The organism is Acinetobacter sp. WC-141 (assembly GCF_000313935.1).
GTDB lineage: Bacteria > Pseudomonadota > Gammaproteobacteria > Pseudomonadales > Moraxellaceae > Acinetobacter.
The window spans coordinates 1-21,870 of the sequence record NZ_AMSS01000048.1; the positions used below are offsets into that span (position 1 = coordinate 1).

Below are 21,870 nucleotides of genomic sequence, written 5' to 3' on the forward strand. Positions count from 1 at the left end.
AAGTGATAGTGCAAGCACCATCACCCCGCTCGACTTGCATGTGTTAAGCCTGCCGCCAGCGTTCAATCTGAGCCATGATCAAACTCTTCAGTTAAAAATCATTTTGCACCTTATTAAAGACAAGGTGCCAATTCTGGCTCATCAATTTTCTGACTTAAATTTCGCTCAAATAAACTTCGAGTAATTTAAACCAATCAATCAATGATAATATTTCGATTAATCAATCAGTAAAAATCCACACAAGTTGTTCTTCAATTCTCTTAATGATCTTCTTCCTGGTTCGTCACCAGCAAGCTAGGTCGGCTATATTACTCTTAATCTCTTAAAAGTCAACAGGTAATTTCGATATTTTTAAAACTTAATCTCTAAACCAACTTCCCATCAAATTCATCACTTAAAGCAATCAACTCAATTCCAAGTAACTGTTTTTCAACAAGTTTCTATCTGCATCACCGCCGATGGATGTGCATTATAGACCATCCCAATCCCTTTGCAACCCCTTTTTTAATATTACTGCAACAACAGTTCGCTTTTTAATCAAAAATAATAAAAATAGTCATTTTTTATATAAACATGGCTGTAAAAGCATCAATTTATCTAAAATTTTCTCGTCTTGATTCTTTTCTTGCCATCTAAGTGGGCGACAATCAATATATTCACAATATCCACCTTCACCTTGTAGACATTGTTCATTCCAACTTAATTGGTATTGAAAGCTTCCTACATATCCAGCAGCCAAACCAAACTTGTAGTCGCCACGGCTTTGGGCATAAAGTTCAAAAATAATTTTTCCATTTTTCTTACACTGCCAAGAAAATTCTCTAGGTAAATACATCTCTTTACCATTCGGTGTTCTAACTTTTGGATAAACACGATGGATATGTAAATTTACATCTTCAGTAAAGCTTTCAACAGGCTTGCCAAACTCTTGAATATCTAATCTTGAACATAAGATGATATTCCACTGATTTCTTATTTGTGAAAATGTAAGCTGAGTTGTTTCATTTAAATTAATAATTTGGCATGTATAAAAACATAAAGATAAAAACGGTAAATGTAGAGCTCTTGCATGTTTAAACCGTCCTAATCCTTCGACTTGATATTTTTGTCCTTTATAAAAAACTTCGCCTTCACAAAAACATAGCGTTGACCAATAGTCCGAGACGCCCCATTGCAATGCAGAGGTATTAGAAATATTTTCGGGAATCTGAATAGTAAGATTACAACCCATTTCTAAGTCTAATCGCTGAAGGCGGATCTTTGGAATTTGCCACTCAATCAGATCTGTTTTATCAAATTGATATTGTTTTGAGTCGAACTGGCACTGCCGCCGAATAGAATAAGTTTTTAAATGGCCTACACTATGTTGGCTATTACTTACAAGCACAGTTGCAGTATCGATTGCTGAAGTCGTAATTGTGTGAGCGTTATAGCAAAGAGGAATGCGCGGCTGTCCAACTAAACTAATGTAATTAAAATAACGAAGTGGAGCCGGTAGATTTGGAAGGATTAAGCCTTGATAAACAATTTTAAAAAAGCCACGAGAAGGTTGATATACAACCCCCTCTTTAGCATTCAGGCCCAGCTGCTGTAATTGATTAATTTGACTCATCAACATAGGCATACTGAACCTCTTCTATTTTATGTTTTTATTGTTTCGTTACTCTTGCGTGCAAATAATGTCGTAACAAAACCAGAGAGAGCATAAAGAATTGAAACAGTCAAAATGCCCATTGGAATATTATAAGTGATTGCTGCAAAAATCAGTACTACCGGCAACATAACTACAAAGGGAACGCGTTTACGGTCCATCTGTTTGAAAGAGTAATATTTAATATTGGAGATCATGAGTAATCCCACAACAACCATTAGCACAGCATTAATGGTTTTAATCGCAATATCACGTAAATCAAAAATGAAAGGATAATCGCGAGCAACCCACACGAGTGAAATAATGATAATGGCAGCGAGTGGACTTGCAATACCGATAAAATAGCGCTTATCAACGACACCAATTTGAACATTAAAACGCGCTAAACGGAAAGCTGCACATGCTGTATAAACAAAACAACATGCTAAACCAATACGGCCTAAATCATGCAAACTCCAGCTATACATCAGCATTGCTGGAGCCACACCAAAAGCTAATAAATCAGAAAGAGAATCATATTGCTCACCAAAAGCACTTTGTGCGCCAATCGCTCGAGCAACCCGACCATCTAGACCATCAAGCAGTGCTGCAATAAAAATGGCGTAAATAGCTTGAGTAAAATCCCCATTCATACTTGCAATGATGGAATAGAAACCAGACAACAAAGCGGCTGTCGTAATTAAGTTAGGCCAAAGATAAATTCCTCGGCGCTTTACTTTTTGTCCTTCTGGATTATCCTCTTCTTCAACCACTTCGAATGTAATCCCATCAAATGAATGTTCATTATGAGTTAAATCTTGCTCTGGTTTAGGCGCATTTGTCATTATTTTCTATTCCAAACATGTGCATTGATTTAAGTTAACTGTTACTCACCTACTAACCAGCGAACAGCAGCGTGACCACCAGTTTCTTGCATGCGTAGATGAGGGAATAACCACTGTAGAGCTTGGTCGGCTTGTTCAGAGAACTGCCATGGTGGGTTAATCACTAATAGACCACAACCATTCAAGCCTATAGGTGTATCGTCTGGCCATACACAAATTTCACAGACTAACTGACGACGAATTCCCGTTTTAAACATTTTCTTTTCAAAACGTTCAATCATCGCTCGGTCTTTAATTGGATACCAAACAGCAAAAACACCTGTTGGCCATTTCTTATGAGCTTGTTGTAACAGTTCAACTAATTGCGGAAAATCTTTACGTTCTAATTCGTAAGGTGGGTCAATCATGACCAAACCACGTTTTTCTTTTGGCGGGATAACACCGAGTAAGCCTTCGTAGGCATCACGTTCATGTAAACCTGCACGTTTATCATAAATGTTATGTCGCAATTGTTGAAATACATCGCGTTGCATTTCAAAAATTGTAGCTTTATCAATTTCACGCATGCCTTGCAAAGCAAACCATGGTGAACCTGGATAACTTCCCTTGCCTTCTTCTGAACGCAGTTGTTCTACCAACTTCAAATATTGCTGGATTGCTTCAGGTGCCTGACGCTTTTCCATTTCAGATATTTGAACTAGACGATGAATGCCTGTAAGAAACTCTCCAGACTTTTGTGCAGGCGCCAGAGATAAATCATATTTTCCTGCACCTCCATGCGTATCGATATAACGATAAGGTTTATCTTTAGCATTTAAACGATTCAGAAGCTGTAGCAAAAGCACATGCTTCATAACATCTGCAAAGTTGCCCGCATGGAAATGGTGACGGTAATTCATGTTGACTTTAATTCCTCAATTCAACAAATAGTTTAACATGAAAAAAATATTCTTTCGTAAGGTTGTGATCATCTAAAATAGGGCCGCTTGATATTTTTACGATCTACTCGAGGTTATATGCTCTCTCACCCGCTTCCAGACTCATGGGATCTGGATCAAATTCTAGATGATTTAAATACGCATGGCTTTGCGATTATAAATCAGGCCTATTCGGATCGATATCGCGCTCAAGTCGCCAAAGAATGTAGTCATCATATTGATGAATTTAGAGAAGCTGGTATTCAAAACGGCGTAGTGAGTAATATTCGTAGCGATCATATTCTCTGGATTAATGATCAACTTCCTATTGCTCAACAGCATATTGAAACATTAACTTCTTTTTCACAAAATCTAAATCAAGCATTCTATTTAGGAATTAAAGAGGTAGAGGCTCATTTTGCCCGTTATAACTTGGGTGAATTTTATGCTTTACACCGAGACAATCCTCAACAAAAAAATGATCGTATTATCTCAACCGTTTATTATTTACATCCAGAATGGCAAGAAGATTGGGGTGGTCAATTACGGCTGCAAGATAAAAATGAGAAGTGGCATATCGTTAATCCTGAACCAAATCGACTTGTAATATTTCAAAGTAATTTATTACATGAAGTATTACCTTCTAAACAACAAAGGCTCTCTATTACAGCGTGGCTTCGTAGCGGAAATTCTATCTGGGTTTAATGTTTACTCTTTAAATTTGGTAAATGAACCCGATATAAAAGCTATTGATTAAAGAAGGTAAGGGCGTATGTCTATTGAAAGTAAAACAATTGTGAGCCGAATTGGTGAAACAGATCAACTTTATTTGACTGAAAATACGCCTGAACTTGCTTTGGAGCGTGCTGAGTTACGCATGCAACTGGTCGTATTAAGTCGTGTTCGCCAAGAACAACTTCATTTTTTACAAGAAGCTATTGTTTTGCTTGAACAAGCTCGTATGGAATATGAAGAAATGCCATTGAGCTTATACCTTAATTTATCTTTACATTTGGCTAAAGCGTATATGCTTTATTTTGAATTAAATAAAGAAAAACGTTTTGCTTTAATTACACAACAAATTTTAAAGCCATTAGCACACCATGAACATGCAGATATATATTTCTTCTTAGCTTATGCGTCAGCCGCTCGAGCAGAGTCAGCATTAACACGACATTGGTTAACTAAATATTTATCAACAAGCACATGTGATCTTGAGTTACTTCATGCTCAACCCGTATTTGACCTAGTCCGTCATGAGCCTTGGTATAAAGATCAATTAAAAACAAAGACACATTAACTCTTAATATAATAAGGCCTGTTTTATACATTGGATGTAAAACAGGCCTTAGATTTATTTCTTTACACTGTCTTCATGTAGTTGTTCATTCAGCTCATCAATAACTACAATCCATTCATCATCTTTTTCCCAATGACTTTTTAAAAAATCACTTTGACCCTTTGACCAAAAAGAAGCTTCATGTAATTTCTGTTCAGCTGGCAATTGATGTGTCTTGATAAAGTTTTCAATACTTGCTTCATCAGAATCTAAACCCAGCTGATCAAATAAAAGCTCTAATGTAGGTTGCTGCTCAAACATTGTTATTCTCCTATAACTTCTTTTAAATCATCTATTAACTAATCTAACAATAAAATGTTTTTACTTGCATGATAGTGTCTATATTTTCTTGTTGCTTTTTGTGTTCCCTTTTTAAGGATTCAATAAAAAAGCACTCTAAAAAGAGTGCTTTTTTTAACTTATCAAAAAGATAAATTATTTCAACATGTCAGCAATTGCTGCACGTTCTTCTTCAAGCTCATTTAACGTAAAGTTAATACGTTCACGGCTGAATTCATCAATTTCTAAACCTTGAACGATTTTGTATTCACCATTCTCAGTTGTTACAGGGAAACCGAACATAACGCCTTCTGGAATACCATAAGAACCATCAGATGGAATACCCATAGTTACCCATTTGCCGTTTGTGCCAAGTGCCCAATCGCGCATATGGTCAATTGCAGCGTTAGCAGCAGAAGCAGCAGAAGACAAACCACGTGCTTCGATAATCGCAGCACCACGTTTACCAACAGTTGGAAGGAACACATCTTTGTTCCATGCTGCATCATTGATTTTGTCTTTTAAGCTTTCGCCATTTGCAGTTGCAAAACGGTAGTCAGCATACATTGTTGGAGAGTGGTTACCCCACACTGTTAAGTGTTCGATATCAGCAACTGCAACACCAGCTTTTTGAGCAACTTGAGTCAACGCACGGTTGTGATCAAGACGCAACATAGCTGTGAAGTTTTTCGCAGGAAGATCTGGAGCAGAGTTCATAGCAATGTAAGCATTTGTATTTGCAGGGTTACCAACAACTAATACTTTAACATCACGACTAGCAACTTCGTTTAATGCTTGGCCTTGACCGATGAAAATTTCACCGTTAACTTTTAACAAGTCAGCACGTTCCATACCAGGACCACGTGGACGAGAACCTACCAATAAAGCGTAGTCAGCATCTTTAAATGCAACTTTCGGATCATCAGTCCCGATCATGCCAGCCAATAAAGGGAAAGCACAGTCATCAAGTTCCATCATTACGCCTTTAAGCGCTTGTTGAGCTTTTTCAACTGGAACTTCAAGCAATTGTAAAATAACAGGTTGATCTTTACCTAACATTTCACCGCTTGCGATACGGAATAATAAGCTGTAACCAATTTGACCTGCAGCGCCAGTCACGGCAACACGAACGGGTTGCTTCATGTAATTGTCTCCAATGAGTGTCCTTAATTGGGCTAAATAGGAATTCCATCTAACCAAATCATCATAAACGGCAAAGATTGTACTCTAAAGATGTAGCAGATGCATGTAAAAGCGACTCATCTTCACCAAAAGTCTGATAGAAAATACAAATTAATATTTACAAAAAGATTCAATGCATGATCAACATTTTTTTAAGAAATGATCGTCATCTTTAGTAACTACCTTTAATCGTGATCTCACCTGGGCAATTCGATACCACATGATTTGCACATTGTTTATATTGGCCTTTTACCGTGTAACACACCTTCACTTCTGTTAAGACCACATCTGAACGCGATAACTGACAAGTCAAACGAATACCATTTTGAGGCAAGCTCGGATTAAGACGAGTAAATTGCTGTTTTAAGGCTGACTGTTGAATTTCAACATTCGTCGAACTTGTAAGGCTAGCAGGAATTTTTAAACGTTCAGCAAAGTTAATGACAGTCCGGAAATATTGACTTGCATTCATAGGAACGCACCCCCCTACACTTTTCCAAAGCTGTACACGCGCGTTATTGTCAGGCATGACCCGAGCTACGACTTTAGATTGCAATGGAGAGAGAGAGGCTGAACTTTCTGTTGAACAATCAGTTTGATTTGTTTCTGGCATAAGGCCGGTAATTGTCAATGAATATCCTTCAAGACATTTACGCTGTTTTTGTTTAGAGGGATCTAATGCACATGCGGCCGGTGTCATTTGTACATGCATAACATACCCCTGTAAATTAACAGGTTCGGCATGTAAAACGGAACTCATCAACCCTACTCCTGCACAGATGAGCCACCATGCAAGTTGCAAAATTGAACGAAGTTCCAAATATCTATATTTCATTTAATTAAAACTTGAATATGCCAATTAAAAGAAGATCCATCATCAACTATCCTAAACTTAAGGCGATGTACGCATTGGAATGACTTTCATACGTTGTGATAATGATTGAGCCCCTTGGCCCAATATCACCCCATAATGTGTTGCATTAGTCATAACATGCTTGACATAGTCTCTAGTTTCTAACAATGGAATTGTTTCTGTATATTGGTCAGCCGAAATTGATTGATAGTCCGGTTGCCAACGTCTTGCCCGATTAGGCCCAGCATTATAACCTGCCGTTGCCAAAACTGGATTATTGCTTAATTGTCCCTGAATCATCGACAAATAAAATGTTCCATACCGAATATTGGTATTCATTTCATTTAATGCCGCTGGATTATAGGTTTCACCCATTTGACGCGCAATCAACTTCGCTGTATCAGGCATAATTTGCATAAGACCGCCTGCTCCAACATGAGACCGCGCGGAGGTAACAAACCGGCTTTCTTGTCGCATTAAACCATAAGCCCACGCTGGATCAATTCCAGCATTGTAACTATGACTTACGACATTAGTCTTATGTGGCGTTACATAGCGATACGTATCATTATGTTTATTTGTTGTTCGATCTGCTGCATAAATTGCTCGATCATACCACCCCATATCATGCGCCCGCTTTGCCGCAGCTAACAATATACCATCATCATGTTGAAGATAAGCTTGGCGAACTGCCCAGTTCCATTCTCGGTTGGTATAAGTCGGATTTGCATTAATACGTCTTAAAGTAAAAGCACGATTAAAGTGAATATTCTGGTCTAGACGTCTTAAATCACTTGCCGTTGGCTGATCATCATAAGGTTGATGGTTATAACGTTCACCCAAACGATCTTTTGCTAACAGGTTATGGTAGTCATCACCAGCCTGAGCTAGTTTTCTATAAATTTGTTGTGCTGTTGCTTTAGAAGCACTATCACCACGCTGCTCTGACGCACGAGCAAGCCAATATTGCCAGCGGTCTTCTTGTTTTTGCGTCACGGTCATACTATTAATAGCACGAATTAAACTTTCCCATGCACCAAATCGAATTGCCTGACGCGCATAAATTTCAGCCTCTTCTGGACTTAGAGGATAACCGTAACTTGCGTCAAAATATTGTAGAACTTCACGATTGAAATTATTTTTCATGACCGTGGTACCACCAATATAAGCCACTGTTCGATATAAATACTTTTGTATATTCTCTGGTGTACCTTGAGCAACACGTTGTACATTCGAAAAAGCATTACTTAAATCATTATTAGCCAAACGGCCTAATGCAAAAATCAAATAAGCATAGTCTGTATCATTCGTTTTAGGCGCGCTCCACAAATAATTAAGTGGATTAGCTTGAATCTGGTTAAGCTGAGCCAAAGATAAATTCATACCCAAAGTCTGTGCTGTTGCCAGAGCTTGCCCTGTTAAACCAGAACGTAACTGCACCCAAAGACGTTGTTGTTTATCCTGTGCGCTCATTAATGGGCTAGATAACATTAAGCGTCCTAAGCCAATACAAGATTCTGGTTGCGATTCGGTTGCTAACCATACATCTTTATATTCAGCAAAAACTAATGCATCACCGGTTTTTGCTCTCACCTGTGCCAATGCACAATTTTCGGCCTGATCCGGATTAGTTACATAAGATAGTAAAGGTTGTGCAGATGCGAAGTCAGCTTGTTTAACTTTTTCTTCAACATAGTCGGCTGCTAATTTCTCAGCCATTGCTGATTGAGGATAACGTTGAGCAAAACTTACAATCGAAGCTGAAGGTTGAAAGCCAAGATTCGTATTAAGTTTCCAATATTCCGGATAATACCCCAATACATCATTTTGCATGGCAAGCTGATATTGGTCTAATAATGCTGTATTACCACTATTTGCAGCATTTAATGCATCATTAAACTGCTCTTCGGCAGCATAGGTAAATGAACAACCAAGTAAACACATAGCTCCTAACCAGCTACGATGTATATATTTATTTTTCATTACACGACTATCGATTGATGAGCTCTTTCTACTTGGTCTCATAAATGTGTTAAACCCTGACTATTCACCTTCAAAGCATAGTTTAATTAGTCTTCATGCTTTCTTTTGTTGTGTTATGTAACTCTCTGATTCAACATCATTAAAATTCACATAATTTAATTCCAAAAAACCATCTCATGTTCTGAAGGTTTACTGTTATGGGTTCGGTCCAAATACTGCTATAATGAATGGTTTGACCCATTTTGGGCAAATTTATTCTTTTTAGATCGATCTGTTAGGAGCCTGCATGACGGTTCAAACCTTCATTCCCAATGGTGCCAAAGCTGCCTCAGAAAACACTGTTACCCAGCCAACGCACACCACTGATGTTTCAATAAAAAAACTTTATATTGAAACTCAAGGGTGTCAGATGAATGAGTATGACAGTCACCGTATGGCAGACCTTTTAGGGGACTCTCACGGTTACATTTTAACAAGCAACCCTAATGAAGCAGATATCCTGCTCATGAATACGTGTTCTATTCGTGAAAAAGCACAGGAAAAAGTATTTAGTGAATTAGGACGCTGGCGCAAATTAAAAGACAAAAATCCAGATCTTGTGATTGGTGTGGGTGGTTGTGTTGCCTCTCAAGAAGGTGACAATATTCAAAAACGTGCGCCTTATGTAGACATGATTTTTGGCCCTCAAACATTACACCGTTTACCACAAATGCTTGATCAACATAATGCTCAAGTAGAAAAACCCAAAAAAGATAAAATCAAACTCGTTGATATTTCTTTCCCAGATATTGAAAAGTTCGACTTTTTGCCAGAACCACGTGTAGAAGGCTTTAAAGCATTTGTTTCTATTATGGAAGGCTGTTCTAAATACTGTTCTTTCTGTGTAGTTCCTTACACACGCGGTGAAGAAGTTTCTCGACCTTTAGATGATGTACTTGCAGAAATTGCAGGTCTTGCTGAAAAAGGTGTCCGTGAAATTTCACTTCTTGGTCAGAATGTAAATGGTTACCGTGGTGAAACCTTCGAAGGTGGCATCTGTACTTTCCCTGAATTGTTACGACTCGTTGCAGAAATTCCGGGTATTGGACGTTTACGTTATACGACTTCGCACCCACTTGAGTTCTCTGATGAGCTTATTCAGTGTTATGAAGATTTACCTCAAATGGTTTCACATTTACACTTGCCAGTTCAAAGTGGCTCGAATGATGTTTTAAAAGCCATGAAGCGAAATCACACGATTGATATTTATATCGATAAAATTGCGAAACTACGCAAAATTCGTCCAGATATGCATTTATCAAGTGACTTTATTATTGGCTTCCCTGGTGAAACCGATGAAAACTTTGCAGAAACATTGCAATTTATCAAAGATTTAGACTTCGACCACTCATATAGTTTTGTTTATTCAAAACGTCCCGGCACACCTGCATCAGACTTGCCAGACACCACACCTGAACAAGTTAAAAAAGAACGTTTAGCTCAAGTTCAAAAAGTAATTAAGCAGTCTAGTATTGAAAAAACAGATGCCATGTTAGGTAAAATTGAACGCGTACTTATTGAAAAAGTATCTGATCAAGACCCTAATATTTTAATTGGTACTGCTGACAATACACGTCTGGTCACTTTCGTTGGTGATGCGAGTTGGGTTGGCCGTTTTGCAGAAATCGAGATTACTGAAATTAAAACTTTAAATTTTGTTTACGGTGAGCTCTTGAATCTTGAACCTGACGTGGCGTAATGTAGAGGTATTCTAAAGTCTACTGAAAGGTTTTCTCTTGACTGCAGCGATTCGACGTACCGTAACATTTCCTGAAATTTCAATGGAACGTTTAAAGAGCATTCTAGGTGCCTATAATGGGCACCTGAAGCAAATTGAACAGCGTTTAGATGTCAAAATTACTCATCGTGGAGATGTTTTTCACATAGATGGTGAAATAGATGCTGTTGGGAGAGCCGAAGCATTATTGCAACGACTCTACGAAGAGTCCGAGGTATCCCAGCAAATCAGTGCTGATCTATTACACCTTCTCATTCAATCTTCACAAACTGAACGCAATTTCGAGTTGGTGGGTGAAGAAATGGATGAGCATGATGCGCCCTTAGATGTCTATTTCCAGACCCGAAAAGGCCGCATTAATCCTCGTGGTGCTAATCAAAAACGTTATGTACAACGTATTTTACAAAGCGATATTTCTTTTGGTGTAGGCCCTGCTGGTACAGGTAAAACCTATTTAGCAGTTGCTGCCGCCGTAGACATGCTAGAACGTAATGAGATCCAGCGGATTTTACTTGTACGTCCTGCTGTAGAAGCTGGAGAAAAGCTGGGCTTCTTACCTGGTGATTTAACCCAGAAAATTGACCCATATTTACGCCCTCTTTACGATGCCCTTTACGAAATGCTTGGCTTTGAAAAAGTCGCCAAGTTAATCGAGCGTCAAGTGATTGAGGTTGCGCCTCTTGCATATATGCGTGGTCGTACACTTAACCATTCATTTGTCATTTTGGATGAAGCTCAAAACACCACACCAGAACAAATGAAAATGTTCCTGACCCGTTTAGGTTTTGGCTCTCGTGCAGTAATTACAGGTGACATTACTCAAGTAGATTTACCTCGAGGTCAACAATCTGGTTTGGCACACGCACTCCGCGTACTCGAAAATATTACAGAAATTCATATTACCCGTTTCCATTCCCGCGATGTTGTACGTCATCAATTGGTTCAAAAAATCGTTGAAGCGTATGAAGGTTGGGATGGTGAACAACAGCGTCTTAATGCTGAAGCACGTGCTGAACGCAAAGCACGTCAAGAAGCATTAGTCGCTGAGAACGATACAGCAGCAGACTTGCAACATCAGGATGCTTAAGGATTCATTTTGAAAATCAGTTTAAGTTTACAACAAGACTTTCAATCATCTGAGTTAGAGCTCAAACGAGCTCAACTCAAAAAAATTATTGAGACAACTTTACGACACGTTGGTTATAAAGAAGATTGCGAAATTGGGGTTGCTTGTGTCGATTTAGCAGAAAGCCAACAACTTAATCTGCAATATCGAGAGAAAGATAAACCAACCAATGTTTTATCCTTTCCGAGTGATATCCCTGAAGAAGTTTTACCAATGCTAGATGCCTTACCTCTAGGTGATTTAGTTATTTGTATTCCAGTGGTATTACAAGAAGCATTAGAACAGAAAAAAACTGCCCAAAATCATTTTGCACATCTATTAGTACATGGTGTTTTACATTTGCTTGGTTATGACCATGAAACCAGTGATGAAGATGCAGAAGAAATGGAAGGGATTGAAGTCGAAATTTTAGCAAAGCTGAATATCGACAATCCTTACCAAGAACAGATTTAATCATTATTGATTAGAAGAAAAACATAATCTGTCTTTAGATGGGATTTTTTTCTAATTAATTATAATCAATGTGGATAAGCTAAAACTTATCCACATTTTTTATTAATGTACTTCAAATTCTGCTTGAGCCGGATCGAAACGCCACGTACGTACAATACGTAATTCAGAAATATCTTTCATATTGGCATCGAAATGCCCAAATGGTGCGCCGCGACGTACTGAAGACTTAGCTGCCTTATCTAATATTGAGTACCCTGAGCTTTCAAGTAATCGAATTGCACGAATTCCGCCTTGAGCATTCAAAATCACCATTAAACGGACTTCACCTCTTAGCTGTTGTTGTTTGGCCTCTTCCGGATAATAGCGATTACCATACAACTCTACTTTTTCACGGAACTTATCTAAATAAGCAGCCGAAGCATCTTTCTTGGCTTGAATTCCATCTACTGTTTTTATTTTTTGTTGCCGACTGAAATCTTGTCTACGTTGTAAATATTGTGCTTCAAGGCTCGCAACCATCGCAGCTTTAGCCTGAAATTGACTTTGTGATTGTTCTAGTTCTTTTTTCCTTTGACTCGCATCAGCTTGTTTTTGCCAACTCAAAACAGTCATTAAGACTTTTTCTTCAAATTTAAGCTCTCTTTGCTGCTGAACCTTTTGCAAACTTGCTAACTCTGCATTTCCAGTTGAAGCATCATTAAGCATCGGATTTGGAGTATCACTAGAGGTACGGTGAGCTTCACGAAATGCACCCGAACCTTGCTGGTCTGCTTGTGCCAAAAAGTCTGCCTGCTGAACTGGCTCATTACTTGATCGAATTGAAATTGCAATTTCTTTAGTCGACTGCTCTGATGGGCTAGGCATCGCAAAATGAATGAGCAACACAAAAACATGCAGTAAGATTGCCAATATTGTTGCAGCAATAAAGACTCGGTCTTGCCACCAATGGTAAAAAGGCACTATAGATAGACTTCTATTGTTCAACATAATTTTAAAAGCATATAAATGCCTTTTCCCCACGGTTTAATACCGAATAAAATATAAACTGATATTCAAATTTGGATAAAAGTGTGATTCACTTCAAATATAGAGTTTTATCCATTTTCATTTTGTCAAAATGTATCAATTAAATTTGTTACACTGCAATATCAAAACTCGTTTTTTATCATAATAAAGATTGTGTTGGTTCTTAAGTAAATTATCTTCTGGAAGTTCTTTTATGCAAACGCTATTTTCCTCATTAGTCAGACGCCTTAAAAAGGTCTACCAAAAAGCAGAAGCATTCATTGAAGAAGAAAGAGATTTTACGTTATCCCAAACCTTTCTGAATGCGACTTTACAACGTTATGTCACCAATAATGTTGAATTTCTAGATGACCTGCATGCCGATCTTTATCATGATTGGTTAAGGTTATATGCAACCATGCATGTAAAAGGCCTAGAGACAACACTATCTGTTGATTTAAAACTGATTCAGATGGAATTTAATCAAGAACAACAGCTTTTAGTTTTTGAACAAATTAGTAATACACAAATTATAGAAGCGAAATATAAAAACTTTTGGCAAAAGATTGCCGTAAAAGCCGCAGTTTTTTATTACCATAAAATTTTGAAAAAAGATCCTTTGGGAATGATTCTGGAACGTTTTAATGTAGCAGAAGAACGGGATGAACTCATATTTCTTGACCTCAACCGCTGGTTTGGTAAAAAAGCCAGTATCATCGAGACATTAGGTAAGGTGCATGTAAATTACGCACGAGTTCGTGAGGCTGAGTTAGTCGTATTTGGAAATGTGAATTTAGCAGCGCTACTTTACCGTGATCAGGACGATGATTTTGAAGATGAATTAGAAGATTCTGAAATCACGCCAATCCAGCAAAAAGATGTATAGCGCTGTGATGAATAAAAATGAATTAACTTCCAAAAAACACAAATAGATTACACATTTAGCATAAATCCTGATTTTTTCTCCATGATCAACAGGCATAATATGTTTAAGTTATAGATGCATCAGCACTGACTTTTCAGTCTGTACAAGGATATTTACTTATGGCAACAAAATTTCTGAAATCGTTTGGCATCGCAACAGGTATTTCAACAACTTTGCTTTTTGCAGGTTTCTCAAGCCATGCACTTGCCATGAGCCCATTTCAGGCAAATTATCAGTTCACTTATAATAATAAAGGTATGGGTTCGGCTACACGTACCTTAAGCCAGCAAGGTAATAATTGGACTTATAATTTCACCGCAAAAGCAGGTGGAATTGCTTCAGCAAGTGAAACAAGTAAATTTAGTTTTGCTAACGGTAAAATTGGATCTCAAAGTTTTAGCCGTACCAGCAAAATTTTGATTCATAACAACACCATGAATATTAACTTTAATCCAAACAGCAAAACTATTTCTACCAAGAAAGACGATAAAGCTCGTTCATTTGCTTGGCAGGCTGGCGTACTTGATGAGTTAAATGCAGAATTACAAGTTCGTGAAGATTTAAAAAATGGTTCGCTTAAAACTTCCTACCCTCTTGCCGATGCAAAAGAAGTTGAAAATCGTCGTTTTGTAAAACAAGGCAATGAGAAAATTAAAACTTCTTATGGCACATTTGATACCGTAAAAGTTGTTTTAGAACATGGCAAACCAGACCGTAATACTATTTTCTGGTTAGCACCTAAATTGGACTACTTACCAGTTAAAGTCAGCCATGTTGATGGTAAAACTTCTTATGGCCTGTTATTAACAAGTTATACAGGTAAAACGAATTAAAGCTTGCATTTTTTCGGATGCTTTTTAAAATACGCATTTGCTTTAAAAGCATCCGTCTAGAGGATTCTCCCGTGCACGCACTAGAACAGAAAATCTTAACAGAAGGTATCGTTCTATCTGATCAAGTCTTGAAAGTCGACGCTTTCTTAAATCACCAAATTGATCCTGTATTAATGCAGCAGATTGGTAAAGAATTTGCCGCTCGCTTTAAAGATGCAGGGATTACCAAGATTATTACCATTGAAGCATCAGGTATTGCACCTGCAATCATGGCAGGTTTAGAACTTGGTGTACCTGTAATTTTCGCTCGTAAATATCAGTCATTGACGTTAAAAGATGACTTATATCGCTCTAAAGTATTTAGTTTTACTAAACAAACTGAAAGCACGATTGCGATTTCAAACAAACACCTTCATTCAACTGATAAAGCATTAGTTATTGATGACTTCTTGGCAAATGGTCAAGCTGCATTAGGACTAATTGATTTAATTCACCAAGCAAATGCAGAAGTTGTGGGCGTCGGTATTGTGATTGAGAAATCATTCCAACCGGGCCGTGATTTATTGCTTGAAAAAGGCTACCGAGTTGAGTCATTAGCACGTGTTCACTCTCTTACAGATGGCAAAGTTACCTTTGTAAAAGAATAAGATGTGCAAATAAAAAAAGAGCGGATATCCGCTCTTTTTTTATTTATTTAAAGGGAAACCGCAAGCTTCTTAACAACCTCACCCAAACGTTTGCCTTGAGCTTCACACAAAATCTTTTCATCCTGGCTTAAGCTCTGGTCATGACGCGGCCCGCTTACGTGGCTTGCTCCATATGGAGTACCACCTGTTTTAGTGTTTGACAACGCTGGAATTGCATTTGGTAATCCTAAAATCATCATCCCGTGATGAAATAACGGCGGAAGCATCGTGAGTAAAGTACTCTCCTGCCCACCATGCATCGATCCAGAAGAAGTAAAAACACAAGCAGGTTTATTATGTAATGCCCCATTGAGCCAAAGGCTCGTCGTTTGGTCCCAAAAATATTTCATTTCACTTGCCATATTGCCGAAGCGAGTTGGGGAACCTAACGCCAGACCTGCACAATTCGCTAGATCATCTAACGTACAGTAGATATCACCTTCTGCTGGAATACTGGGTTCAGCTACCGTGACAACTGGCGCAATATTCGGTACGGTCCGAATTTTCACTGACATACCCGCAGACTCAACACCATTGGCAATTAAATGAGCCATTTCTTTAGTAGAACCATATTTGCTGTAATAGAGTACAAGAATGTAAGGTTGCATCGGTTTCATAAATTTTGTTAAAAAGAACACTATACGGTATTTTTTATTTTTTTGGCGAAACCAATCTTGTGAAATTCTAGAGGAGATTGATTGTGTAGCATGAAAGGTAACACGAGCAAATTTCTCAAATTCGTTGAATAAAAAGCTCCTCGACTTTTAATGAGCCTTTTACCCCGACAACAGAAAGCCAACTTTTTTGAAAAGACTAGGACTACAATTTTTTCTATTGCGCATAGTAAACTTACAGAATGACTTTAATTCTATAAGTTATTATTTTGCTTTAATCTACGATTTGAGTTCTTAAGCTCATACTTTGATAAGCTATTAATCGCCCAACATGATGATTAAAAAAATCGGGATAGACGACGCATGTTACAACGTTTTTTAAGTAAGCTTCCTTTTTATAATAAAACCTGGTTTCAGTTCGTTTTATATGTATTTAAACGTTTTGAAGCGGATCGGTGCCGTGAACAAGCGGGTTCTCTCACCTATACAACACTATTCGCAGTTGTACCGATGTTAACGGTTTTTTTAGTTATTATTTCCTCAATTAAAGCGTTAGAACCCGCAAGACAACAGCTCCAACATTTAATCTATAGTAATTTTTTGCCCAAGAGCACTATTGCATTTGATAAAGCTCTAAATGCTTTCACTGAGAAATCGAGCAACCTGACCGTTATTGGTGTGCTGTTTTTATTCGTCACTACCGTTTTAATGCTGACCTCAATTGAAACAGTCTTTAATCGTATTTGGCGCGTAAAAGAAACACGTAGTGGCATTATGGGTTTTATGCGTTACTGGACGATTATCTCTTTAGGTCCGATTATTTTAGGAAGTGCATTTGTCATTTCCTCAACTGTTGCATCGATGAACTTATTAAGTAATAACTTCACAGGTTATCAACTTGATGGCGCATTTCTCCTCTGGCTAATTTCTTTTGCCCTCACTATTTTGGGGTTCTTCATTTTATATTGGACCATTCCGAATCGCACAGTCCCAATTTATGCAGCAGGAATTGCTGCTTGTTTAAGTGCAGTACTGTTTGAAATACTCAAAAATTTATTTAGCTTTGTGATGTCAAATTTCACCAGTTATGAAATTATTTATGGTGCATTTGCAGCAGTGCCGATTTTCCTGTTATGGATCTTCCTTTCATGGAACATTATTTTACTAGGCGTAGAAGTGAGTTTTGCCCTAACTGCTTTTCATTCGGGAAAAGAGCAGAAACGTCATCCTGTTTTAATGTTATTAGATATTCTTGAATTGTTCTATAAAAAACAGAAACTCGGTGAAAGTGTAAGTGATAAAGAAGCCTTAGAAATTTTAGGCCGTGGAGAAATTGGTCGTTGGCCAGCTTATGTACTTTTACTTGAAGAGCAAAATTTGGTTAAACGCACCGATAAAGATGAATATGTTCTCGCACGTAATTTATCCCAAGTTGATTTCTGGAGTTTTTTCACAGCCCTTCCGTACCCATTACCTTTACGCCAAGATGTTCAAAATGTGCATGATGACGATGAATGGATGGAAAAAATTGGGCCAGCGCTCATTGAGTCTAATGATTATTTGGCTGCCAAGCTTTCCATTCCTCTCTCAACAATCTTTGAAGAGAAATAAAAATTAGAGCAATTCAAATAATATAAAAAACCCTATTATTGAAAAATAATAGGGTTAAAAATAGGCAGCTCTAGAAAGGAATTATGCCTTTACAAAAGTTTCCCAGACAAAATCCTGTGTTGCACCTTTTAATGTCATTTTTAACTGATCACCTGAGTGTAATGGCCCAACACCAGCAGGTGAACCTGTCATAATCACATCACCTGGTTCTAGTGAAAAGACCTGATTAATATCAGTTAACAGATCGCCAATGGTAAACATTAACAGTGCAGTATTTCCATCTTGACGCAATTCATTATTAATATGGAAAGTAAATTTAGTTTCTTGCCAATCTGTAATTTCTTTTGTATCAACCCAGTCCGCCAAAACACAAGCACCATCAAAAGCTTTAGCACGCTCCCATGGATGACCTTTACTTTTCAAATCATTCTGTAAATCACGCATTGTTAAATCAAGACCTAAAGACACTGCCCCAATCGCTTTTAAAGCTTGTTTGGGATCTGTTTCACCTTTCAAAGGTTGGTCAATACGTAAAACTAATTCGCACTCAAAATGACAACTGCCCCAAGCTGGATTCCATGAAATACCGTCATTTAAACCTATCAAGCTACTCGGTGGTTTAATAAATAATATAGGCTTGTCAGGCATAGCATTATTTAATTCTTTGACATGATCAGCATAGCTTCTGCCTACGCAAACGATTTTTGAAGGACGTGTATTCATGAGGCTTCCTTTGTTGTTGCGGCTAATAATTCCAATAATTTATTTCTTAAATGTATTTTCAAATATCGTTTGATCTGAAACCTGTGCAAATGCTCGCTTTGGCACAATAATTACAGTTTTGTTTTTTAACTCAAGCATGTACGTCAGTTTACCTTTAGCAAAGGTTTGCACATCCGCATATTGCACTACTTGCTTACGTTCACTGGAATAAAGCTCAAAATAATCTTGGTAGAGGTCAATGCCCTGCTCGCTCTTTCCAAACTGGTAACGAACAAATTGACGCTTAAATAACATTGGTAAAAGCCAATAACGCATTAACCCTTGCATCACCAGAAAAAACAAACCTAATCCGACATAATATCGGCCAACCCCAGAGAAACCTAAATACAGTCCCCAAATAATAATTGCGATACTAATTGCTGGTGTTAGAAAACGGGTAAATTGTTTTTTCCCAAATGTCACTAATGAAAATCCGTCTTGTGATTCTTCTAAATTCAAATAGTAACGTAAAGATAAAGCTGTTTTTTTCTCGGTCATTGCATTGCATCAATACTCAATAAATCGGAACTATTAGAGCATATTCATTTCAGCTTTAAAATGAATCAAAGGCTATTTTTTGTTTTACTCAAAAGTATTCATAGCAGTTAGATTAAATGACATTGTTCGTTGCATATATAGAACGTAGATTCATATTTATCGAACTTGTTTCACTTTTTAAAATTTCTACAATAAAAGCATCATCTTCTTAGTGGAATGTCTCATGTCTTTTCTTGCAAAATTATTTGGTTTAAATCAAAAAGCAACAGTCTCAAAAGATGTGGTTACGCAAACCACTCAAGAGGCCAATCTTTCCAATCAAACAAACTTTTTAGAATTAATTAAAAACCGTCGTTCTATTTATTCAATAGGGAAAAACTTAAAAAACTCTCCTACTGAAATTGAAAAATTAATCCAAGAGGCGGTAAAACATAGCCCATCTGCTTTTAATTCACAATCTTCTCGCGTTGTGATTTTATTTGATCAATCACACCAAAATTTTTGGAATATAGTCTTAGATGTATTAAAAACTATTGTACCCGCAGACGCCTTAACGGGAACGGAACAGAAAATCCAAAGTTTTGCAGCAGGTGCAGGTACAGTTCTGTTTTTTGAAGACCAAGAAGTGATTAAAGGTCTACAAGAGCAATTCGAACTATATGCCGATAACTTTCCAATCTGGTCTGAGCATTCAACAGCAATTGCACAATTTGCAGTATGGAACGTGCTCGCTGAACAAGGTATTGGTGCTTCCTTGCAGCACTATAATCCAATTATTGATGAGAAAATTAATGCTTCTTTTAATATTCCCGCTCATTGGAAATTAAGAGCTCAATTAGTATTTGGTTCAATCGAAGGCGAAGCAGGAGAAAAAGCTTTTATTGAAGATGAAAGCCGTTTTAAAACATTTGGCTAAATTTTTCATCTTTAATTCTTTTCAAAGCTGGTTGCCATGGTTACTAGCTTTTAATAGAGATAACAAAAAATAGGCACAAAAAAACCGCTATATATAGCGGTTAATTCTTCAAGTGGTGCGCTCAGAGAGATTCGAACTCCCGACCCCTTAGTTCGTAGCCAAGTGCTCTATCCAGCTGAGCTATGAGCGCGTACTTGATGTTGCGCATTATACGCATTTTTCAAAGCTTAGGAAGCCTTTTTTCATCTTTCTGTCATCAACCGTCTAGTTCTTAGCCAGCACTCTATTTTACATAAAACAGTCGCTAAAATTATTGATCTTTTTCTCACCTAAGATGTATTTGAAATATTTTTTTTCAAATAAGTTTTATAGGTTTTTTGAAGTATTTGGCCATATACCAACAAGTTAAAGGCGACTATTTTAGTCAACATTATAGAAATAAAATATTTCTATTTGAACTTTAATATTATAGAGGTAGGTAAAATTTATCTAATACAATGCTTCAAATAAGTGAAAATATAAGTAAAAATATAATCAATTAAAAAAATATTATATAAAAACTATTATTATTTTTATGTCTAAATTAAATAAATTATTATTTCTTTAAATATTATTTAATATCAAAAAATGTGACTAGAAATACACATTGACAGCTTTTGATATCTAACCAATACTAAATTCCAATTATTGAGATATACATCTCATTAATTATATAGCGCAATAAATAATACTTACTTAAAAATACATAATTATATAGGAAATAGACCAACATGTTTTTACTAAAAAATCTCGTATCTTCGATCTCTAAAGTTACTCAAGACTTGGGTAATGTTATATCGGTGAATACTAACGTAAGCGGTGGTTCTTCAGTTGATGGTCATATTGATATACGCTGAATTATCAGGAGACTTTCCCTTGGGAGATTCTAGGCAGCCAACTTATAAAAGTCTTCGGCCATTTGATTTGGTGTCTTAAAACCCAAACCCTTTTGAATTCTTCGATGATTATAAAATAACTCAATGTATTTTATAATATCTGCTTTGGCTTCTTCTCTGGTTTGATAGTTGTAATGATGCACTAACTCATTTTTCAGTATTCCCCAAAAGCTTTCAATCGGTGCATTATCGTAACAGTCTCCGCGCTTGCTCATAGAACCTTGAAAACCATATTGCTCAAGTATATTTCGATATTCCTGGCTGCAATATTGACTTCCTCTGTCTGAATGCACAATCAGTTCTTTGGTTGGTTTTTGATTGTGAATAGCCATATTTAGCGCATTACAAACAAGCTGTGTTGTCATGCGCTCATTTAAGCTATAGCCAACCACTTGCTTCGTGTAAAGGTCTTTTACCGCTGCTAAATACAGCCATCCTTCAACAGTCCATATGTACGTAATATCACTTGACCATGCTTGATTTGGTCTAGTCATTGAGAATTGTTGCTCCAGCAGGTTTTCATAGATCGCTCGATTATGGTCACTATTCGTAGTCCTTTTAAAACGCTTGTGTCGCTTACAATACAGGTGGTTCAGCGCTTTTATCTGACGTACAGCGTACATACTCATTTTTATACCCTGAGCTTGTAAGTATTTGGTTAATCGAATATAACCATAGCTCTGCTTTGTCTCCTCATGGGC

20 protein-coding genes, 1 tRNA gene, 1 rRNA gene and 2 pseudogenes are annotated in these 21,870 nt (G+C 37.3%); 10 read left to right on the top strand and 14 right to left on the bottom strand.

Translation table 11 applies throughout. From position 1 onward, the window contains the following. From ACINWC141_RS09225 to ACINWC141_RS09240, 4 genes and pseudogenes are all read right to left on the bottom strand, one after another. Window positions 1–94, bottom strand: a 16S ribosomal RNA gene (locus tag ACINWC141_RS09225); the annotation flags it as partial. A 443-nt stretch (window positions 95–537) separates the two neighbouring features. Beyond that, window positions 538–1,624: pseudogene (locus ACINWC141_RS09230) on the bottom strand (DUF6670 family protein). Between the two features lie 17 nt (window positions 1,625–1,641). Further along, window positions 1,642–2,475 (bottom strand): CDP-diacylglycerol--serine O-phosphatidyltransferase, encoded by an 834-nt coding sequence (gene pssA / locus ACINWC141_RS09235; protein WP_009390567.1) that lies wholly within the window; start codon window positions 2,473–2,475, stop codon window positions 1,642–1,644. A 41-nt stretch (window positions 2,476–2,516) separates the two neighbouring features. Next, the gene (locus ACINWC141_RS09240; protein ID WP_009390573.1) at window positions 2,517–3,374 is read right to left on the bottom strand and encodes a 23S rRNA (adenine(2030)-N(6))-methyltransferase RlmJ; all 858 of its coding nucleotides are present in this window, start codon (window positions 3,372–3,374) and stop codon (window positions 2,517–2,519) included. 117 nt (window positions 3,375–3,491) lie between these two features. Between ACINWC141_RS09240 and ACINWC141_RS09245 the strand changes: the two genes are divergently transcribed. After that, the gene (locus tag ACINWC141_RS09245; RefSeq protein ID WP_009390571.1) at window positions 3,492–4,097 is read left to right on the top strand and encodes a 2OG-Fe(II) oxygenase; all 606 of its coding nucleotides are present in this window, start codon (window positions 3,492–3,494) and stop codon (window positions 4,095–4,097) included. Between the two features lie 67 nt (window positions 4,098–4,164). Beyond that, window positions 4,165–4,692 carry a hypothetical protein gene (locus ACINWC141_RS09250; protein ID WP_009390588.1) on the top strand — a complete coding sequence of 176 codons (528 nt, stop codon included), beginning with the start codon at window positions 4,165–4,167 and terminating at the stop codon, window positions 4,690–4,692. Window positions 4,693–4,746: 54 nt separating this feature from the next. Here ACINWC141_RS09250 and ACINWC141_RS09255 read toward each other — a convergent pair whose 3' ends face one another. The 4 genes from ACINWC141_RS09255 to ACINWC141_RS09270 form a co-directional block, all read right to left on the bottom strand. Beyond that, complete coding sequence (locus ACINWC141_RS09255; protein ID WP_002119522.1) at window positions 4,747–4,992, bottom strand: DUF2789 family protein; 246 nt, start codon at window positions 4,990–4,992, stop codon at window positions 4,747–4,749. A 174-nt stretch (window positions 4,993–5,166) separates the two neighbouring features. Next, window positions 5,167–6,153, bottom strand: coding sequence for a malate dehydrogenase (locus tag ACINWC141_RS09260; protein ID WP_003653591.1), 987 nt, complete (start codon window positions 6,151–6,153; stop codon window positions 5,167–5,169). A gap of 211 nt (window positions 6,154–6,364) precedes the next feature. Beyond that, window positions 6,365–7,027, bottom strand: a complete 663-nt coding sequence (locus tag ACINWC141_RS09265) for a ribonuclease T2 family protein (RefSeq protein ID WP_034678123.1) — start codon at window positions 7,025–7,027, stop codon at window positions 6,365–6,367. Window positions 7,028–7,084: 57 nt separating this feature from the next. Next, a complete protein-coding gene (locus ACINWC141_RS09270) occupies window positions 7,085–9,028 on the bottom strand; it encodes a lytic transglycosylase domain-containing protein (RefSeq protein ID WP_034678125.1) in 1,944 nt (647 codons plus the stop codon). Between the two features lie 286 nt (window positions 9,029–9,314). Between ACINWC141_RS09270 and miaB the strand changes: the two genes are divergently transcribed. From miaB to ybeY, 3 genes are read left to right on the top strand one after another with little or no spacing between them, the layout of a single operon-like run. Further along, entirely contained in the window at window positions 9,315–10,766 is a 1,452-nt protein-coding gene (miaB, locus tag ACINWC141_RS09275) for a tRNA (N6-isopentenyl adenosine(37)-C2)-methylthiotransferase MiaB (protein WP_009390589.1), read from the top strand. 37 nt (window positions 10,767–10,803) lie between these two features. Further along, window positions 10,804–11,892 carry a PhoH family protein gene (locus tag ACINWC141_RS09280; RefSeq protein ID WP_009390565.1) on the top strand — a complete coding sequence of 363 codons (1,089 nt, stop codon included), beginning with the start codon at window positions 10,804–10,806 and terminating at the stop codon, window positions 11,890–11,892. 9 nt (window positions 11,893–11,901) lie between these two features. After that, window positions 11,902–12,384: an rRNA maturation RNase YbeY gene (gene ybeY, locus ACINWC141_RS09285; protein WP_009390581.1), complete on the top strand. Its 483-nt coding sequence runs from the start codon at window positions 11,902–11,904 to the stop codon at window positions 12,382–12,384. 102 nt (window positions 12,385–12,486) lie between these two features. Here ybeY and ACINWC141_RS09290 read toward each other — a convergent pair whose 3' ends face one another. Continuing rightward, complete coding sequence (locus ACINWC141_RS09290; RefSeq protein WP_034678128.1) at window positions 12,487–13,371, bottom strand: energy transducer TonB; 885 nt, start codon at window positions 13,369–13,371, stop codon at window positions 12,487–12,489. Window positions 13,372–13,603: 232 nt separating this feature from the next. Here ACINWC141_RS09290 and ACINWC141_RS09295 point away from each other — a divergent pair, with 232 nt between their 5' ends. The 3 genes from ACINWC141_RS09295 (at window position 13,604) to ACINWC141_RS09305 (ending at window position 15,794) form a co-directional block, all read left to right on the top strand. Then, the gene (locus ACINWC141_RS09295) at window positions 13,604–14,275 is read left to right on the top strand and encodes a hypothetical protein (protein WP_009390590.1); all 672 of its coding nucleotides are present in this window, start codon (window positions 13,604–13,606) and stop codon (window positions 14,273–14,275) included. A gap of 158 nt (window positions 14,276–14,433) precedes the next feature. After that, a complete protein-coding gene (locus ACINWC141_RS09300; RefSeq protein WP_004789577.1) occupies window positions 14,434–15,147 on the top strand; it encodes a DUF3108 domain-containing protein in 714 nt (237 codons plus the stop codon). A gap of 71 nt (window positions 15,148–15,218) precedes the next feature. Next, window positions 15,219–15,794: a xanthine phosphoribosyltransferase gene (locus tag ACINWC141_RS09305; protein WP_002119547.1), complete on the top strand. Its 576-nt coding sequence runs from the start codon at window positions 15,219–15,221 to the stop codon at window positions 15,792–15,794. 47 nt (window positions 15,795–15,841) lie between these two features. Here ACINWC141_RS09305 and wrbA read toward each other — a convergent pair whose 3' ends face one another. Further along, window positions 15,842–16,450: an NAD(P)H:quinone oxidoreductase gene (gene wrbA, locus ACINWC141_RS09310; protein WP_034678130.1), complete on the bottom strand. Its 609-nt coding sequence runs from the start codon at window positions 16,448–16,450 to the stop codon at window positions 15,842–15,844. A gap of 360 nt (window positions 16,451–16,810) precedes the next feature. Here wrbA and ACINWC141_RS09315 point away from each other — a divergent pair, with 360 nt between their 5' ends. Further along, window positions 16,811–18,058 (top strand): YihY family inner membrane protein, encoded by a 1,248-nt coding sequence (locus tag ACINWC141_RS09315; protein ID WP_009390575.1) that lies wholly within the window; start codon window positions 16,811–16,813, stop codon window positions 18,056–18,058. A gap of 81 nt (window positions 18,059–18,139) precedes the next feature. Here the strand turns inward: ACINWC141_RS09315 and ACINWC141_RS09320 are convergent, their stop codons facing one another. After that, on the bottom strand, window positions 18,140–18,781 hold the full coding sequence (locus ACINWC141_RS09320) for a fumarylacetoacetate hydrolase family protein (RefSeq protein WP_009390553.1): 642 nt from the start codon (window positions 18,779–18,781) through the stop codon (window positions 18,140–18,142). 39 nt (window positions 18,782–18,820) lie between these two features. Then, window positions 18,821–19,318, bottom strand: a complete 498-nt coding sequence (locus ACINWC141_RS09325) for a YcxB family protein (RefSeq protein ID WP_009390580.1) — start codon at window positions 19,316–19,318, stop codon at window positions 18,821–18,823. Window positions 19,319–19,541: 223 nt separating this feature from the next. On the opposite strand from ACINWC141_RS09325, the gene ACINWC141_RS09330 reads away from it, so the two are divergent. Further along, a complete protein-coding gene (locus ACINWC141_RS09330) occupies window positions 19,542–20,234 on the top strand; it encodes a nitroreductase family protein (protein ID WP_009390551.1) in 693 nt (230 codons plus the stop codon). A 113-nt stretch (window positions 20,235–20,347) separates the two neighbouring features. Here ACINWC141_RS09330 and ACINWC141_RS09335 read toward each other — a convergent pair. Further along, window positions 20,348–20,424 (bottom strand) — tRNA-Arg (locus ACINWC141_RS09335). 735 nt (window positions 20,425–21,159) lie between these two features. Continuing rightward, window positions 21,160–21,870, bottom strand: a pseudogene (locus ACINWC141_RS09340) (IS3-like element ISAba22 family transposase); the annotation flags it as partial.